General features: G+C 73.0%; 11 protein-coding genes. 8 read left to right on the forward strand and 3 right to left on the reverse strand.

The window, feature by feature from the left end:
- The first annotated feature begins 49 nt into the window (after window positions 1-49).
- Complete coding sequence (locus tag FHR82_RS37755; protein WP_184815411.1) at window positions 50-652, forward strand: class I SAM-dependent methyltransferase; 603 nt, start codon at window positions 50-52, stop codon at window positions 650-652.
- Here FHR82_RS37755 and FHR82_RS37760 read toward each other — a convergent pair.
- On the reverse strand, window positions 649-936 hold the full coding sequence (locus FHR82_RS37760) for an MGMT family protein (protein WP_184815502.1): 288 nt from the start codon (window positions 934-936) through the stop codon (window positions 649-651). The two genes, FHR82_RS37755 and FHR82_RS37760, sit on opposite strands and share 4 nt — an antisense overlap.
- Window positions 937-1016: 80 nt before the next feature.
- Here FHR82_RS37760 and FHR82_RS37765 point away from each other — a divergent pair, with 80 nt between their 5' ends.
- Together FHR82_RS37765 and FHR82_RS37770 are read left to right on the forward strand one after the other, a co-directional pair.
- The gene (locus tag FHR82_RS37765; RefSeq protein WP_184815503.1) at window positions 1017-4229 is read left to right on the forward strand and encodes an ATP-dependent helicase; all 3213 of its coding nucleotides are present in this window, start codon (window positions 1017-1019) and stop codon (window positions 4227-4229) included.
- Entirely contained in the window at window positions 4226-7459 is a 3234-nt protein-coding gene (locus tag FHR82_RS37770; RefSeq protein ID WP_184815412.1) for an ATP-dependent helicase, read from the forward strand. Before FHR82_RS37765 ends, FHR82_RS37770 begins: the two co-directional genes overlap by 4 nt.
- 351 nt (window positions 7460-7810) lie before the next feature.
- Here FHR82_RS37770 and FHR82_RS37775 read toward each other — a convergent pair whose 3' ends face one another.
- A complete protein-coding gene (locus tag FHR82_RS37775) occupies window positions 7811-10288 on the reverse strand; it encodes an RCC1 domain-containing protein (RefSeq protein ID WP_184815413.1) in 2478 nt (825 codons plus the stop codon).
- Between the two features lie 174 nt (window positions 10289-10462).
- On the opposite strand from FHR82_RS37775, the gene FHR82_RS37780 reads away from it, so the two are divergent.
- The 4 genes from FHR82_RS37780 to FHR82_RS37795 all read left to right on the forward strand — a co-directional run bounded on the left by FHR82_RS37780 (window position 10463) and on the right by FHR82_RS37795 (window position 13511).
- Window positions 10463-10921, forward strand: coding sequence for a hypothetical protein (locus FHR82_RS37780; protein WP_184815414.1), 459 nt, complete (start codon window positions 10463-10465; stop codon window positions 10919-10921).
- 94 nt (window positions 10922-11015) lie between these two features.
- Window positions 11016-12083, forward strand: coding sequence for a potassium channel family protein (locus FHR82_RS37785; protein WP_184815504.1), 1068 nt, complete (start codon window positions 11016-11018; stop codon window positions 12081-12083).
- Between the two features lie 38 nt (window positions 12084-12121).
- Window positions 12122-12601, forward strand: a complete 480-nt coding sequence (locus FHR82_RS37790; protein ID WP_184815415.1) for a hypothetical protein — start codon at window positions 12122-12124, stop codon at window positions 12599-12601.
- 43 nt (window positions 12602-12644) lie between these two features.
- Complete coding sequence (locus FHR82_RS37795; protein WP_184815416.1) at window positions 12645-13511, forward strand: GNAT family N-acetyltransferase; 867 nt, start codon at window positions 12645-12647, stop codon at window positions 13509-13511.
- Here FHR82_RS37795 and FHR82_RS37800 read toward each other — a convergent pair.
- Window positions 13508-14815, reverse strand: coding sequence for a neutral zinc metallopeptidase (locus tag FHR82_RS37800; RefSeq protein WP_184815417.1), 1308 nt, complete (start codon window positions 14813-14815; stop codon window positions 13508-13510). The genes FHR82_RS37795 and FHR82_RS37800 overlap by 4 nt on opposite strands.
- A gap of 68 nt (window positions 14816-14883) precedes the next feature.
- On the opposite strand from FHR82_RS37800, the gene FHR82_RS37805 reads away from it, so the two are divergent.
- Complete coding sequence (locus tag FHR82_RS37805) at window positions 14884-16644, forward strand: DUF2207 domain-containing protein (RefSeq protein ID WP_184815418.1); 1761 nt, start codon at window positions 14884-14886, stop codon at window positions 16642-16644.
- Window positions 16645-16660 lie beyond the last annotated feature (16 nt).

Consider the following 16660-nt stretch of genomic DNA (forward strand, 5'->3'; position numbering starts at 1 on the left):
GTGCCGTCCGGGCGCGGAGTGGGCACGATGGGCCGGGAGGTGATCGGCGATGACGGATCCTGGTGCCGCGGCGTTCTGGGAGGAGCGCTGGTCGGGTGTACTGCGCGAGCACGCGGACGTGGTCGCCCAGCGGCCGCCCAGCGCCTACCTGACCTCGATGGACCTGCTGCCAGGTAAGGCACTCGACGCCGGGTGCGGGCACGGGGCCGAGACGCTCTGGCTCGCCGAACGGGGGTGGCACGTCACCGCCGTCGACTTCTCTGCTGCCGCGCTCACGCACGCCAGTGCGGCCGCCGAGGCCGCCGGGCTCGCCGACCGGGTCGACTGGGTCGAAGGAGACCTCGGCGTCTGGGCACCGGAACAGAACCACTACGACCTCGTCGTCTGCCTCTACGTCCACGTCGCCGGGTCGGTCACCGAGATGGTGCGGCGGATGGCATCCGGGGTCGCGCCTGGCGGAACACTGCTCCTCGCCGGGCACCAGCCCGTCGACCCGGCCACCGGAGCGGCGACGGCCGCGGCCGGGCAGGTGCAGGTGTCCGTCGACGACGCCGTCGGCGCGCTCGGTGGCTGGACGTTCCTCGTCGCCGAGGAGCGGCCGCGCGTCGCTGGCGGCGGCGTCGACGCCGTGGTCCTCGCCCAGCGGCCCTAAGGCCGCCAGCGGTACTCGCGCATGCTGACCTTCTCGCCGTCCGCCAGCACACCCTCCGCGCGCAACAGCTCCAGCTGGCGCCGCGCCAGGCCCGGCGCGGGTGTGCCGTTGGCACGCAGCACCCGGTGCCACGGCAGGTCGTGGCCGTCCTCGGACAGGATGCGCCCCACCAGGCGCGGTGTGGGGGCCGAGGCCAGCGCCGCGATGTCACCGTACGACGCGACCCGGCCACGCGGAATCGACCTGATGATCTCCCGCACGCGCTCGTGCAGCTCCTCGGACACCACGGTCCAAGTATGACGGCGTGCCGCCCGCGACCCCGCGCGCCCGGCGTGGTTCCATCGTCGTCGTGGTCGCCACGAACATGCCGGCTCCCCGGCTCGTTCGCCGGCCGGTTGCCCCCCGCGTCGAGACCCGGTGGGAACCGGCCGTCCGGCGCGTGCTCGACGGCGCCGACGGGTTCGTCCGCGTCCTCGGCGGGCCCGGCACCGGCAAGACGACCCTGATCACCGAGATCGCGGCCGACCGCATCCTGCGTGGTGGCGTGGATCCCGAACAGCTGCTCATCATCACCGCGAACCGGCGGGCCGCGACCGAGGTGCGCGCCGCGGTCGCGCGGATGGTCACCGAGCACGACGAGACCGACGACGTGCCCCGCACGGTCCGCGAGCCGCTCGTCCGCACCGTCCACTCGTACGCGTTCTCCGTGCTGCGGCTGCACGCACACCTGCGGGACGTGCCGGGACCGCGGCTGCTGTCCGGGCCGGAGCAGGACGCCGTCGTCCGCGAGCTGCTCGCCGGGGACGTCGAGGACGGGGTCGGCTACTGGCCGGAACGGCTCCGGGCCGCGCTCACCGTGCCCGGGTTCGCCGAGGAGCTCCGCGACCTCATGCTGCGGGCCGCGGAGCGCGGGCTCGGGCCAGAGGACCTGGTCAAGCTCGGCCGCGAAGCCAAACAGCCGGAATGGGTCGCCGTCGGCCGGTTCGCGCTGCAGTACGAGCAGGTCAACCTCCTCGCGTCGGCCGCGGACAGCGCGGTGGCCCAGGAGTCGGCGCCCGCGCTGGACGCCGCCGAGCTGGTGGCGAGCGCGGTGCTCGCGTTCGACACCGACCCCGCGCTGCTCGCCGCCGAACGGGACCGGGTGCGGTACCTGCTCGTCGACGACGCGCAGCACCTCGACCCGCTCCAGTACCGGCTGCTCGCCCGGCTCGGCCTGGCCGCCAAGGAGTTCGTCCTCGTCGGCGACCCCGACCAGGCCGTGTTCTCCTTCCGTGGCGCCGATCCCCGGCTGCTCGCCGACACCGACCCGCAGGGCGGCACCGTCGTGCTGCGCGAGCCGCACCGGATGGCACCCGCGGTCCGCGAGGCCGTCGCCCGGCTCGCCGCGCGGCTGCCCGGCGCGGCGCCGCAGCGACCCGCGCCGCGTGCGGAGGTCGAGAACTCCCGCGCAGGCGGCAGCGTCGACGTGCACCTCCACACGACGGAGGCGGCGGAGGCGGCGTGGATCGCCGACCAGTTCCGCCGCGCGCACCTCATCGACGGGGTGCCGTGGTCGGAGATGGCCGTGCTGTGCCGGTCCGTCACCCGTTCCGCGCCCGTGCTGTACCGCGCGCTCACCGCCGCGGGCGTACCGGTCGCGACCGACGCCGACGAGCTGCCGCTGGCGCGACAGCCCGCGGTGCGGCCGTTCCTCGAGCTGCTGCGCGTCGCCACCTACCCGCGACTGCTCGACCCCGAACGCGCGGAGATGCTGCTGACCAGCCAGTTCGGCGGCGCCGACCCGCTCGCCGTGCGCAGGCTGCGCCGCGGGCTGCGCAGGCTCGACCTCGCCGCCGGGCAGGATCGGCCCTCCGACGAGCTGCTCGTCGAGGTCCTGAAGTCCGAGGACCTCCTGACCGCGCTCGACGACGCCGAGGCCGCCAGCGTCCGCCGCGTCGCCGGGCTGCTCGCCACCGCACGCCAGGCGATCGCCGAGAACGTCGGCATCGAGCAGGTGCTCTGGCTGGTGTGGCAGCAGAGCAACCTCGAGCCGCGCTGGGTCGCGCAGTCGCACCGCGGCGGAACCCTTGGCGCGCAGGCGGACCGCGACCTCGACGCGATCGTCGGCCTGTTCCACGCCGCCGCGAGGTACGCCGACCGCCTCCCCGGCGCCGGCGTCACCGGCTTCGCGGACTTCCTCGCCGCACAACGGATCGTCGGCGACACGCTCGCCCCGTCCGCGCAGCGCGACAACGTCGTCTCCGTGCTCACCGCCCACGGCGCCGTCGGTCGCGAGTGGACGGTCGTGGCCGTGCTCGGCGTGCAGGAGGGCACCTGGCCGGACCTGCGGCTGCGTGGCTCGCTGCTCGGCGTCGAACGGCTCGTGGACCGCCTGGCCGGGTTCGACGACACCGCGGAGTCGCAGATGTCCGCGACCGCGCCGCTGCTCGCCGAGGAACGCAGGCTCCTGCTCGTCGCCGCGAGCCGCGCCCGCCGCAGGCTGCTCGTGTCCGCCATCCGCGGCGAGGACGAGCAGCCGTCCCGGTTCCTCGCCGAACTGTCCGGTGTGGACATCGAGGAACTGGCGGACGCGGGCAGGCCCACCTCGCTCGGTGGCACCCGCCGTGCGCTCGTGCTCGCGGACCTCGTCGGCGACCTGCGCCGCGCGGTCTGCGACCCCGACGCACCCGAGGACCGCAGGCGCGCCGCCGCACGCCAGCTCGCGCGTCTCGCCGATGCGGGCGTGCCCGGCGCCAACCCCGGCACCTGGTACGGGCTCGCCGAACTGTCCACCACCGATCCCTTGCGCGCCAAGGAAGACCGCGTCACCGTGTCGCCGTCCAACGTCGAGACACTCGCCAAGTGCCCGCTGCGCTGGGTGGTCGAGCGGCACGGCGGCACCGACCCCGCGGAGCTGGCGTCGATCACCGGTGTGCTCGTGCACGCGCTCGCGCAGGCCGCCGCGTCCGGCGCCGACGAGGTGCACCTGCGGGCCGAGCTGGACCGCGCGTGGGACGCCGTCGACGCGGGTGCGCCCTGGTTCTCCCGCCGGGAGCGGGCACGGGTTCACGCCATGCTTGACACCTTCCTCTCCTGGGTCGCGGCGACCCGAGGTGAGTTGACACAGGTCGCGGTCGAACACGACTTCACCGTCGACATCCCGGAGACCGAACCGCCGGTGCGGGTCCGCGGCCGCGTCGACCGGCTGGAGGCCGACAACGGGGGCCACCCCGTGGTGGTCGACGTGAAGACCGGCAAGAACGCGGTCACCGAGGCCGACGCCCGCGAGCACCCGCAGCTCGCGGTGTACCAGCTCGCCGCAGCGTACGGCGCGTTCGTGAAGCTCGGCCTGGACAGCGAACCCGGTGGTGCGCGGCTGTTGTACGTCGCCAAGGCCAACCGCAAGAAGGCCGCCACCGAACGCAACCAGGACCCGGTCGGCGAGGACGGCGTGAAGCACTGGACCGGCGTGGTCGCCGACGCGGCCGCCGCCAGCACCGGGCCCGAGTACCGGGCCAAGCAGAACCCGGACTGCCCGCGCTGCCCGGTCCGGGTCAGCTGCCCCATGCACGCCAGCGGGCGGCAGGTCACCGAGTGATCTCGCCGAGAGAACTGGCGAAGGAACTCGGACTGCCCGCACCGACCGCCGAGCAGGCCGAGGTGATCGCCGCGCCCACCGACCCCGCGCTGGTCGTCGCGGGTGCGGGCGCGGGCAAGACCGAGACCATGGCCGCGCGCGTCGTGTGGCTGGTCGCCAACGGCATCGTCACCCCGGACCGCGTGCTGGGCCTCACGTTCACCCGCAAGGCCGCCCGCCAGCTCGCCGACCGGGTCCGCTCGCGCCTGCGCAGGCTCGCCGGTTCGCGGCTGCCGTACCGGCTCGACCCCAGCGGGCAGCTGCTCGCCGAGCTGTACGCGGGCGAGCCGACCGTGCTGACCTACCACGCCTACGCGGGCCGCCTGGTCGCCGAACACGGGTTGCGGCTGCCGGTGGAGCCCGGCGCGCGGCTGTTGACCGAGACCGCGTGCTGGCAGCTCGCGCACCGCGTCGTGTCGACGTGGACCCAGGACCTGGAGACCGAACGGGTGCCGGTCACGGTCACCCGGTACCTCCTCGAACTCGCGGGCGATCTGGCCGAGCACCTCGTCGACCTCGACCGGCTGCGTGAGTACGGCGAGGATCTCGCCACCACCATCGAGAACGCGCCGCGCGGCCCCCGCCAGCGTGCCGAGCTGTCGCAGGACCTCAAGGAAGTCGTTGCCACACAACGGTTCCGGATCGCGATGCTGCCGCTCGTGGCTGCCTACGGCGACGCGAAGCGCAAGGAGGGCGCGCTCGACTTCGCCGAGCAGATGGCCCTGGCCGCGCAGCTCGCGGACACCCAACCCGAAGTGGCGGAAGGGGAACGCGCCCGCTACGGCACCGCGCTGCTCGACGAGTACCAGGACACCGGCCACTCGCAACGGATCCTGCTGCGGTCGCTGTTCGGCGGCAAGAAACCGATGCCCGTCACCGCGGTGGGCGACCCGGTGCAGGCGATCTACGGCTGGCGCGGCGCGAGTGCCGCGAACCTGCCCCGGTTCGCGACCGACTTTCCCAAGCTGGACAACAAGAAGCTCGTACCCGCCACCCGCTACGGCCTGCTGACGAGTTTCCGCAACCCACCCGAGGTGCTGGCGCTCGCCAACGCGATCTCCGGTTCGCTGCGGCGCGCCGGGCTGGACGTCGACGAGCTGCGGGCACCCGAGGGCCGAGGGCCGGCGGACGTCCGCGCCGGGTTGTTCCCCGACGCGGTGACGGAGGTCGAGTGGCTGGCCGACGAGATCGCCCAGCGGTGGCGGTTCATCTCGGACGAACGGGACCGGCCGCCGACCGCCGCGGTGCTGGTGCGGCGCCGTGCCGACATGAGCGACATCGCGACCGCGCTGCGCGCCAGGGGGTTGCCGGTCGAGGTGGTCGGTCTCGGTGGCCTGCTCGACGAACCAGAGGTGCGCGACCTGACCTCGGCGCTGCGCGTGCTGATCGACCCGCTCGCCGGTGCCGCCGCCGCCCGGCTGCTGACCGGCGCGCGGTGGCGGCTCGGCGCGGCCGACCTCGCCGCACTGTGGAAGCGTGCCGCCGAGCTGGGGCAGGACTACCGGCCCGACGGCGAAGGTCGACTTGTCGACATGGTGCCGCCGGAGGGTGCCGAGCAGGCCGGTCTGGTCGACGCGATCGACGACCCCGGCGAGGCGGGGCGGTACTCGCCGGAGGGGTACCGGCGGATCCGGTCGCTCGGCGGTGAGCTGCGGATGCTGCGGCGGCGGCTCGACCAGCCGCTGCCCGAGCTGGTCGCGGACGTCGAACGCGCCATGCTGCTCGACGTCGAGGCGACCGCCAGGGTCGGCGGCGCGCGGCGGGCCCACCTGAACAAGTTCGCCGACGTGGTGTCCGACTACGCGCAGGCCAGCCCGTCCGCCAGCCTCGGAGCCCTCCTGGACTACCTCATCGCCGCCGAGAGCGCGGAGGACGGCCTCGAGCCGGGTGAGGTGGAGGTTGCCGAGGACCGCGTGCAGATCCTGACCGTGCACAGCGCGAAGGGTCTCGAGTGGGAGATCGTCGCGGTGCCGCACCTGGTCAACGACGTGTTCCCCAGCCGGAAGCGGACGTCGTGCTGGCTGCGCGCCGTGACCGAGCTGCCCGCCGCGCTGCGCGGCGACGCGGTGGACCTGCCGACACTGGACCTCTCGAACGCGGGCAACCGCAAGGAGATCGAGGTCGAGCTGACCAACCACGCGGAGGCGTTCGCCGTGCGTGACCTCGTCGAGGAGCGGCGGCTCTGCTACGTCGCGCTCACCAGGTCGGAGCGGACGTTGCTGGTGTCCGCGCACTGGTGGGGTCGGACCGGCAGCAAACCGAAGGGGCCGTCGGACTTCTTCACCGAGGTCGCGAACGCGGTGGCCACGATGGACGAACGGGTCGCGTCGGTCGAGCACATGGCGGCCGAGCCGCCGGAGCACGAGGAGAACCCGCTCGCCACCGCGGAACGCACCGCGCTGTGGCCCGCCGACCCGCTGTCGCCGGCGCGCCGCCACGTCGAGGACGCGGCGGAGCTGGTCCGCGCCGAGCTGGCGGCGCTGCGGTCGGGGGAGCAGCTGGCGCTCGAAGCGGACCCGGACGGTTGGGTGGCGGACACGGACGTGCTCCTCGCCGAGCGCGCGGCGGCCGCGAACCGGCGCGAGGACGTGACGCTGCCCGACTCGATCTCCGTGAGCCAGCTCGTGGAACTGGCGCGGGACCCGGAGGCCCTCGCGCGCAGGCTGCGCCGTCCGCTGCCGTTCCCGCCGAACCCCGTGGCGAGGCGGGGGACGGCGTTCCACTCGTGGCTGGAGAAGCGGTTCGGCTCGCGCGCCCTGCTCGACCTGGACGAACTGCCCGGCTCGGCCGACGAGGCCGCCGCGCCGGATGCCGACCTGGAGGCGCTGCAGGAGGCGTTCGACGCGTCGGACTGGGCGGAACGCTCGCCATCGGCGGTCGAGGTGTCCTTCACCTGCGACGTCGACGGGATGACGTTGCGCGGCAGGCTGGACGCCGTGTTCGCCGACCGGGAGGGCGGGTGGACCGTCGTCGACTGGAAGACCGGCGCGGTGCCGTCGGAGGAGGAACTGCCCGCGTTGTCGGTGCAGCTCGCCGCGTACCGGCTGGCGTGGGCCAGCCTCAACGGGGTGCCGGTGTCGCAGGTGCGCGCGGCGTTCCACTACGTCCGGTCCAACGTGACGCTGCGGCCGGTGGACCTGATGGACGCGCCCGCGCTGCGGACGTTGCTGCGGGGCATCCCGCACAGCTGATCGCGGTTCGTTCATGGGGACATGCCAACAGACGACCCCGACAGCGACCGGCTCGCGAAGCCGAGTTGTCCACAGCCGATGCGGTTGTCCACAGGCAAGATCGACAACGCCCGCACTGTCGGGGGGTACCGGTAAGCTGGCAAGGCGGGACGCCCCCGGGACAGGGTGGGGGTTGCTTTCCGGCCGGGTTCGGCGGTTTTGGCGGTTTCCGCAGGTCAACGACGCAGCTTCGGCGCCCTGGTTGTCCTTGAGCACGCCCGCTTCGCGGGCTGTGGCTGGTGTCGCGACGGGGTGCGGACAGGGACATTCATGGTCCCTGTCCGCACCCTCACGACCGTCGAGAATGGTCGGTCAGTAGATCGCGTACGCGGTGGTGAGACCGGTGCCGACCGCCGTCACGCTGCTCACTCCGGGGACCTGCGCCGGCACATCTCTCGGGGACCACGTGCCGCCGAGCTGGCCCTGGGAGTTCTGGCCCCACGTCCACAGCGTCCCGTCGGCGCGGCGGGCCATCGCGAACGAGCCGCCCGCCGCCACGTCCACGACGTCGGTCAGGCCGGTGACCGGGCCCGGTGTGGTTCGCACGCAGTTCGGGACCGTCTCGTCGGCGCACTCGCCGCCGGTGGTGCCGTTGCCGAGCTGGCCTGCCGCGTTGTAGCCCCACGACTGGACGGTGCCGTCGGTCATCAGCGCGTAGGTCGCCGAGGTGCCGCCGGTGACGATCTTGCTCACGCCCGCCAGACCCGGGATCCGCACCGGCGACAGCGCCATGCAGTCGGTGCGGAGCGGGTTGGCGTAGCAGCCCGGGCCGCCCGCGGTGCCGATGCCGAGCTCGCCTTCCGCGTTGAAGCCCCACGCCCAGACCGAGCCGTCCGACTTCACGGCGAACGCCGCGTTGTAGGACGCGGCGATCGAGACGACCCCGGTCAGGCCGGGCACCTGGATGGGCGTCGCCGCGCGGCAGCCGGGGCCGACGGGGGTGGTGTCGCAGCCGGTGCCGTAGGTGCCGTTGCCGAAGGAACCGCCGTTCGCGCCCCACACCCACACGGTCCCGTTCGACCGCAGCGCGAACGTGGTGAGGTGCCCGGCCGCGATCTGCTGGACGTCGTTCGGCAGGGCCACCGGGACCGGGGTGTTCACCTGTGTCACCGAGCCGTTGCCCAGCTCGCCGTCACCCGCGTATCCCCACGACCAGGCCCTGTTGTCCTGGTCGAGCGCGTAGCCGTTGTAGGCGCCGATCGCGATCTGCCGGACATTCGTGAGCCCGTTGATCCGCACCGGCTTGACCGCCACGCCGTATCCGACGCCGTTGGCGAGGCCCGAGGCGCCGTTGGTGCCCCACGCCCAGACCGTGCCGTCGTCGCGCAGCCCGTAGCCGTTGCTGATGCCGCCCGCGACCGAGGTGAACTGGCTGTTGCCGTCGACGCGGCCCGGCTCGCCTGAGTAGCCGCCCAGGGTGCCCACGCCGAGCTGGGCGTTGTTGTTCGCGCCCCACGAGTGCACGCAGTTCGCGGCGCAGACGACGGGCGGCGGCGCGAAGTAGCCTGCCACGTCGATGATCACGTGCACGGACCCGGCGTTGTTGAAGATGTCGAGCCGCTTCTGCGTCCCGAACGCCACGGTCGCCATGTTCGCCGCCGTCTGGCCGCGCACCAGGTTGAGGTTCGACGCCGTCGGCTGTGCCGTGTCCGATGGCCACGCGGTGACGTAGGTCGAGGCCGTCGGGGCGGTGCCGGTCAGGTTGAACACGAGCGACGACGCCGAGGCGGGCACGACCTCCGAGAACCCGAACCACCAGGTCTCGCCAGAGCCCACCGGCACGTCGAACCGCGTGTCGAACCAGCGGAACGGCGACATCTGGTAGAACGCGTCGCCCCGGTCGGTGGCGTAGTAGCCCGCGAGGTCGGCCACCAGGTGCGTGCTGCCGGAGTTGTTGTGCAGCGTGACGCTGCGGTTGGTGCCGAGCGCGACGGTCACGAGGTTCGGCGTGACCTGGCCGGGCACCATGTTCAGGCTCGACGCGAGCGGCCGCGCCTGGCCCGCCGGGTACGCGGTGACGAACGTGCTCAGCGTCGCGCTCGCGCCGGTCAGGTTGAAGGTGACCGCCGTGGCCGTGGCAGGCACGCGGGACGACAGGTTGATGGTCCGGGTGGCACCCGGGCCGAGCGCCCCACCCGAGTCGCGGGTGTCGAGCACGCGCGCGGGCGACAGCGACGTGAACTTCGCGGCCGCGGCCGGTGCGTAGTAGCCCGCGAGGTCGGCGACGACATGGGTGGTGCCGGAGTTGTTGCGGAACGCCAGGGCCCGCTCCGGGCCGAGCGCGACCGTGGCCGCGTTCGCGCGGATCTCCCCGGCGCGCAGGTTGAGCGTCGACGCCTCCGGCCGTTCCTCACCAGCCGGCCACACGGTGATGACGGTGCTCAGCGTCGGCGACACGCCGGTCACGTTGAGCACGACCGCGGTCGCGTTCGCGGGCACGCGGGACGACAGGTCGACGGCCCGGGTGCCGCCAGGGCCGAGTGCCCCGCCGGAGTTGCGGGTGTCGAGCACGCGGGTCGGCGTCATCGACGTGAACGCCGAGCCACCCGACCCGGCCGCGGCGGCGGACACGGCGCCCGAACCGGTGGCAGCGCGGGCGTTCAGCCCACTCGCTCCCGTGCCGAACCCGGCGCGGGCGCGGGCGTCCCCAATGGACACGACGCCGGTGTCGGCCGGTACCGCGTCGGCCGCACCCGGTGGCGCGGCCGACGCGGTGCCCGGCGCACCGACCAGCGCGGCGGCGGTCACCGCCACCAGCAGCGCGGTTCTCGTGCGAGCAGGACGTGTCATGAAACCCCCAGAGAAAGAACGGCGAGATCCGTTGTCGTGCCCCGTATCGCCCCACCGGGTGTTGACGTTTCACATGTGTGCAGCGTGGTTTGCCGATCGTGCACATGTCGTCCTCTCCTCCGCCGGGCGGTGCGACGTTGCCCGCGCAAGGGCAGCAAACCGAGGAGGACACACATGGTTCGCAAGGCACTGGGTGTGCTGGTGGTGGCGCTGTGCATGGCGGTCGCCGTGGCGTCGCCCGCTTCGGCGGGTGGCAAGGAGCTGAGCCACAAGGCCGCGGCCGCCAAGCTGAAGGCGGCCGGCATCGGCTGGACGTCGAGCGGGCACTGCAGCAACCGCAACAAGCCGACCTGCACCTCGTTCAGCGGCATCAAGTCCGGCACCATCAGCGGGATCGTCACGTTCAAGAAGTCCAGCCGCTGCAAGGTGACCGTCACCGGGGGCACCGAGACCGGGCACGCGTCCGGGACCTACAGCCACTGGAACGGCTACAAGGTCGACATCGCGATCACGTCCTGCGTGAACGGGTACATCAAGCGGAACTTCAGCTACATCGGCGGCAGCAAGTGGCGCTCGGCCGCCGGGAACGTCTACTACAACGAAGGCAACCACTGGGACATCACCTACTACTGAGCCCCGCTGATCCGTGGGGCCGTCACGCGCGTGGCGGCCCCTAGCGGCTAACCTCCCCACCGTGACCAGCCCAGACGAGGCCCCACAGCGGCGCCTGCGCAAGCTGCGCTTCGCCGACCGGCTCACCGACCGGCCGGACCACTCGCTGGTCGGCGTCATCCGCATGCCGGAGAGCACGGTCAGCCCGATCACGGCGATCGTGCGCCGGGTCGTCTGGGCGGTCGTCGCCCTGTTCGCGGCCGTGCTGATCGTGTACCTGGACCGGGACGGCTACCGCGACGGCAACGGGGACGGGCTGTCGTTCCTCGACTGCGTGTACTACGCGACGGTGTCGCTCTCGACCACCGGCTACGGCGACATCACGCCGGTCACCTCGTCGGCGCGGCTGGTCAACGTCCTGGTCATCACCCCGCTGCGGGTCCTCTTCCTGATCGTCCTGGTCGGTACCACCCTCGCGGTGCTCACCGAACGGTCCCGCCAGGCGTTCAAGCTGCAACGATGGAGGTCGAAGGTGCGCGATCACGTGGTGGTCGTCGGGTACGGCACCAAGGGCCGCTCCGCGGTGCGGTCCGTGCTGTCCGACGGCGTGGAGCCCGAGCAGATCGTGGTGGTCGACACCGACCACGCGATGCTGGAGGCGGCGTCCGCGCTCGGCCTCGTCACCGTGCACGGGTCCGGCACCCGCTCCGACGTGCTGCGCGTCGCCGGGGTGCCGCGTGCGCGGGCGGTCGTCGTGGCCGCGAACCGCGACGACTCCGCGGTGCTGGTCACGCTCACGGCCCGCGAGCTGGCGCCCAAGGCGCAGATCGTGGCCGCGGTGCGGGAGGCGGAGAACGTGCACCTGCTGCGCCAGTCCGGCGCCAACCAGGTCGTGGTGTCCAGCGAGACCGCGGGCCGGCTGCTCGGCATGGCGACGCACACGCCGACGGTCGTCGACATGGTCGAGGACCTGATCACGCCGGAGTCCGGGCTCGCGATCGCCGAGCGGGACGTCGAGGAGAGCGAGATCGGCGGGTCGCCGAGGCACCTGCCGGACATCGTGCTCGGGGTGGTGCGGGCCGGGAAGCTGTACCGCGTCGACCACCCGGAGGCCGACGCGGTGGAGGTCGGCGACCGGCTGCTCTACGTCAAGAAAGTCACGCGGGCACAAGAAGACGACTGACCTGTCGGATCGCGGTGGGTGTCTGGGACCATCACCGCGTGCGGATCTGGGGCGTGCTCATCCCACCCGGCTACCTGAGGTGGGCGGCGGCGGGCACCGGGGTCGTCGTGCTCGGAACACTGATCGCCGTGCTGGTCAGCGCCGTCGGCCTGTTCGGCGAGTCCCAGGAGGACGTGGGCACCCCGACCCTCGCGACCGTGGTGGCGGGGGTGTCCTGCGACCGGGTCGGCGCGCCGGAGACGGTGGCGTTCACGGCAGCGGGCAAGGTCCACCGCGCGAAGTTCGACGGCTGCGGCCACGCCAAGGGTGAGCCGGTCGACGTCACCGTCCCGGACGGACCGCTGACCGAGGACCTGATCGTCCACGCGGCCGACGCGGCGGTGGGCGACAGCAGGGACGGCGAAGGTCTCGGGCTCCTGCTGATCGTGGTCAGCGGCATGGCGGGCGCGGGCTACGCGTTCCTCCTGCGCCGGGGCCCGCGCACCACCCGCCTCCCCACGGCTCTGCGCCTGGCCTGAAACCACGTGCCCGCGGCCGGTGCGGTGGTGTGTGATCGCGGGTATGGCGATCGTGTTGGGCACACCGGGGGTCGACGGTCTCGGCGAGGCGGTGGGCGCGCTGCGGGAGTGGCAGCACGACGGGGCACCGATGCAGCTGCACCCGGGGGACGTGGGCTGGTTCTGGCGGTTCGGTGCGGCGGCGACGGCCGCGGCCGTCCGCACCTGGAGCCGGGACGGGCGGGTTCTCGCCGTCGGGATGCTCGACGGGCCCGAGCTGTTGCGGATGACGATCGCGCCGGACGCGTACCAGGACGAGGAGCTGGCGCGGCGGCTGGTCGAGGACCTCACCGAACCCGGCCGCGGCGTGCTGCCCGCCGGGAAGGTGAACGTCGAGGCACCCACGGGCGTGCTGGTCCAGGACCTGCTTGGTGAGCACGGCTGGCAGGCCGACGAGCCGTGGACGCCGCTGCGCCGCGACCTCACCGAGCCGGTGCGGGCCCCGGCCGTGCGGATCGAGGTGGCCGGACCGGAGCTGGCGCACGTGCAGGCCGCCGTGGTGCGGGCCTCGTTCGACCGGTCGACGTTCACCGGCGAACGCAGGCACGCGATGGCGGCCGGACTGCCGTACGCCGACGCCCGGTCCCTGGTCGCGTACGACGACCGGGACAACGCGGTGGCGACGGTGACGGTGTGGTCGGCAGGTCCGGGGAAGCCCGGCCTGCTGGAGCCGATGGGCGTGCACCGGGACCACCGCGGTCATGGCCACGGCAGGGCCATCTCCGCCGCCGCGGCGGCCGCGCTGCGGGAGATGGGGTCGTCGAGCGCACTCGTCTGCACGCCGAGTAGCAACGTCGGCGCCGTCGCCACCTACCGCTCAGCCGGGTTCCGGCCGCTCCCCGAGGTCCGGGACCTGTACCGGACCGCCTAGGACACGTCCTCCGGCGGTGACAGCCACGTGTTGCACTGGTAGGTGCGGTTCAGCTGTGCGCCCTGCTCCCACCAGGCGATGGCGTGTTCGTCGCTGCCGTGGTCGCGGGGCATGCCCGGGTTGTGGTCGCCGCGGTCCTGGGTGGTGCGGGCCTCGGTGAGGATGTTGTCGTCCACCGAGCCTCGGCCGTACGTCGCCGCCAGGAACATGCCCGAGAGGCACTGCGCCTGCAGCTCGAACCGGCGGGACAGCTCCAGCCCTGGCTCGGTGTCCGCGCCCGCGTTGTACCTGGCGTCCCAGTAGGTGTCCATGACACCGCTCATCGCCTGCACGTGGTGCCCGTACTCGTGTGCGAGCACCGCCAGGTACACGCCGGGCCGTGCGCCGTACATCTCCGTCTGCAACCCGGCGAACGGCATGTACAGCGTGTTGTCGTAGCTGCAGTAGAAGGCCGCGACCGCGCCACCGCCCGCGGACACGTCACCGCACGGGCTCGACCACTCCGTGCCCTCCGGGAACGCGAGACCCGGCGTGAAGAACGGCAGGCCCTGGTACTCCATGACCGGCTGCCACGCCGCGTCCAGGCACGGCAGCGCGCTCTGGAAGAACGCCGCCGCACCGGCCGGGCTGGTCTCCCACCGGGTCAGGTTGCACGTCACCGCCGGGGTGCCGACGTCGCCCGCGAACAGCGGGTTGTCCGCCAGCGCGTACACCGGCCGCGGGCCGGCTTGCGTGGTCTCCGTGGGGGTGTCGTCCGTGGTCTGCTCGTCGGTGGTTGTTGTCGTCGTCGGCGGCGTTGTCGTTGTCTCGGACGAGGTGGAGTACGAGTCGGAGGAGGTGGTCGTCGTGGTGGCCGAGTCGTCGTAGCCGGTGTCGGCGACGCTGTCACCCTTGTCGTTCATGGCGAGCACGCCGACCATCGCGACCGCGCCGAGCAGCACCACCACGAGCAGCGTGCCGACAAGAGCGGCCGTGTTCGACTTCCTGCGGGGCGCCAGCAGGTGCTGGTGGCCCGGGTACTGCAGCCACGGCGGCCGGGCAGGCGGCGGGTACGTGCCGGGCGGCGGGAACTGACCAGGGGGCGGGAACTGACGGGGTGGCGGGTACTGGCCCTGCGGTGGGTGCTGGCCGGGCGGTGGCCCCGGCGGCATGCCGGGCGGGATCGGGTACGGCCGGGTCGGTGGGCGCTGCAGGTGCTGGCCGGGCGGCGGGCCGTACCCGCCGGGACGGGGTGGCAGCGGCGTCGCCCGCGGTGGCGGCAGCGGTCCGTTCGGACGCCACGGACCCTGCGGCGGCTGCGTCATTCCCCGTCTCCCCCTGCTTGTGTCAGACAGCGGGTGAGCATATGGGCACTCGGCTAGGCTCCGCAGGCGTGTTGGCGAAGTGGGGGATTCCCGCGGCGGCGTTGGCCGCGTGCGCGCTGGTAGGACTGGCTTCGGGGGCAGGGGCGGAGGAACAGCCGACCCTGCCGTCGGTGCCCGCGCCGCCGTCGGCCGTGCCCACGCTCAAGTGGCCGAGCGGGAACCCGCCGCCGTCCGGCGACCTCGGGGATCTCAAACCCACCAAGCCGAGCGAACCGACCAGTGCCGGCAACCGGCCGCCGATCGGCAGGCCGCTGCTGCCGGAGAGCATCAACATCGCGCTGAAGGTGGAGCGCGACGGGAGCCTGTCGGTCACCGAGCAGGTGTTCGTGCAGGCCCGCAAGACGATGACGCGGCACGCGCCGCTGCGCATCCAGGCCGGTGACGACCGCGACCGCGTGTTCTCGATCCGGGACGTGCGGGTCGACGGCAACGGCTCGACCGAGGTGACCGGCGACCAGTTCGTCATGACGCTCGGGGAGGGCGCCACCACCGTCACGTACACAGTGGACGGTGCGGTCACCGACGTCGCCGGGCACCAGGAGGTGCGCTGGCAGGTGGCGAGCGGCTGGGACACGAAGGTGCGCCTGCTGCGTGCCTCGTTCATCGCGCCGGACCAGCCGGAGTCGGTGGTGTGCCTGGCGGGGGCGTTCGGGTCCGACTCGCCGTGCCGGTCCGCGCTCACCGACTCCTCACAGGTGCTGCGGGTCGTCCAGGAAGGACTGCCCGCCGGGGAACGCGTCGACCTGACCGTGACCCTGCCAGCGGGGACGGTCGGGGCGAACGCCCGGTTCGACGACATCGGCACCGCGAGCGCGTTCGCCCTCACCACCACGAGCGGTGTGGGGCTCGGCGCGCTCGTGCTGTTGCTGATCGGCGGGTTCGTGCTGCTGTGGCTGGCCAGGGGGCGGGACGCGCGGGCACTCGCCGGTGACGTCGGGTCCGTGGAGCTGTTGATGACCGGCGACGGTGGCCGGGTCGCGTTCGCCTCGCCGGACGGGGTGCTGCCCGGGCAGGTCGGCACGGTCGTCGACGAGCGCGTGGACGTCGCGGACGTGACGGCCACCGTGGTCGACCTCGCCGTGCGGAACTACCTGTCGGTGCGGGAGACCGGGCCGACCCCTGGCACCGAGTGGGTGCTGGTGCGCCGCAACCCGCCGGACGCCGCGCTCACCGACTACGAGCGGGCGGTCTACCAGCAGGTGCTGGGCGACGCGGCCGAGGTGCCGCTCACCGCGCTGCGCGTCGACCTGACCGTGATCCGGGAAGCGCTGTACACGGATGTCGTGAAGCGGCAGTGGTTCGTGCGGCGGCCCGACCACGACCGGTCACTGTGGTCACTCGTCGGCGTGCTGCTCGCGGTCGTCGGGGTGGCCGCCACGGTGGTGCTGGCGTTGACCGTGGGGCACGCGCTGCTGGGGCTCGCGCTCGTGGTCGGCGGGCTGGGCCTCGCGCTCGGCGCGCGGTTGATGCCCGCCAGGACCAAGCGTGGTTCCGTTCTGGTGCAACAGGTTCGCGGTCTGCTGAACTACCTGCGCACCACCGACGCCGCCACGATCCCGGCCGCCGACCGGGAGATGGTGCTGTCGCGGTCGCTGCCGTACGCGGTGGTGCTCGGCGAGGTCGACGGGTGGGTCCGCGGGTTCACCGACCTCGACTCGGGCGCCGACGGCACACCCGGCATCTACTGGTACGAGTCCGGCGATTCTTCCGAATTCCCTGCGCGGTTCGCGGCTTTTCTGTTGGCTTTGGACAGTGCCCTGGCTCGGTGAGCCGCGGGGATTTCTG

It is taken from the genome of Actinophytocola algeriensis (assembly GCF_014203735.1).
Lineage (GTDB): Bacteria > Actinomycetota > Actinomycetes > Mycobacteriales > Pseudonocardiaceae > Actinophytocola > Actinophytocola algeriensis.

Bases quoted from the DNA above. Each gene is read 5' to 3' on its own strand.
- FHR82_RS37780 (WP_184815414.1), top strand. From the start codon at position 10,463: ATGGTTCGCAAGGCACTGGGTGTGCTGGTGGTGGCGCTGTGCATGGCG.
- FHR82_RS37795 (WP_184815416.1), top strand. From the start codon at position 12,645: ATGGCGATCGTGTTGGGCACACCGGGGGTCGACGGTCTCGGCGAGGCG.
- FHR82_RS37800 (WP_184815417.1), bottom strand. From the start codon at position 14,815: ATGACGCAGCCGCCGCAGGGTCCGTGGCGTCCGAACGGACCGCTGCCG.
- FHR82_RS37765 (WP_184815503.1), top strand. From the start codon at position 1,017: ATGCCGGCTCCCCGGCTCGTTCGCCGGCCGGTTGCCCCCCGCGTCGAG.
- FHR82_RS37775 (WP_184815413.1), bottom strand. From the start codon at position 10,288: ATGACACGTCCTGCTCGCACGAGAACCGCGCTGCTGGTGGCGGTGACC.
- FHR82_RS37755 (WP_184815411.1), top strand. From the start codon at position 50: ATGACGGATCCTGGTGCCGCGGCGTTCTGGGAGGAGCGCTGGTCGGGT.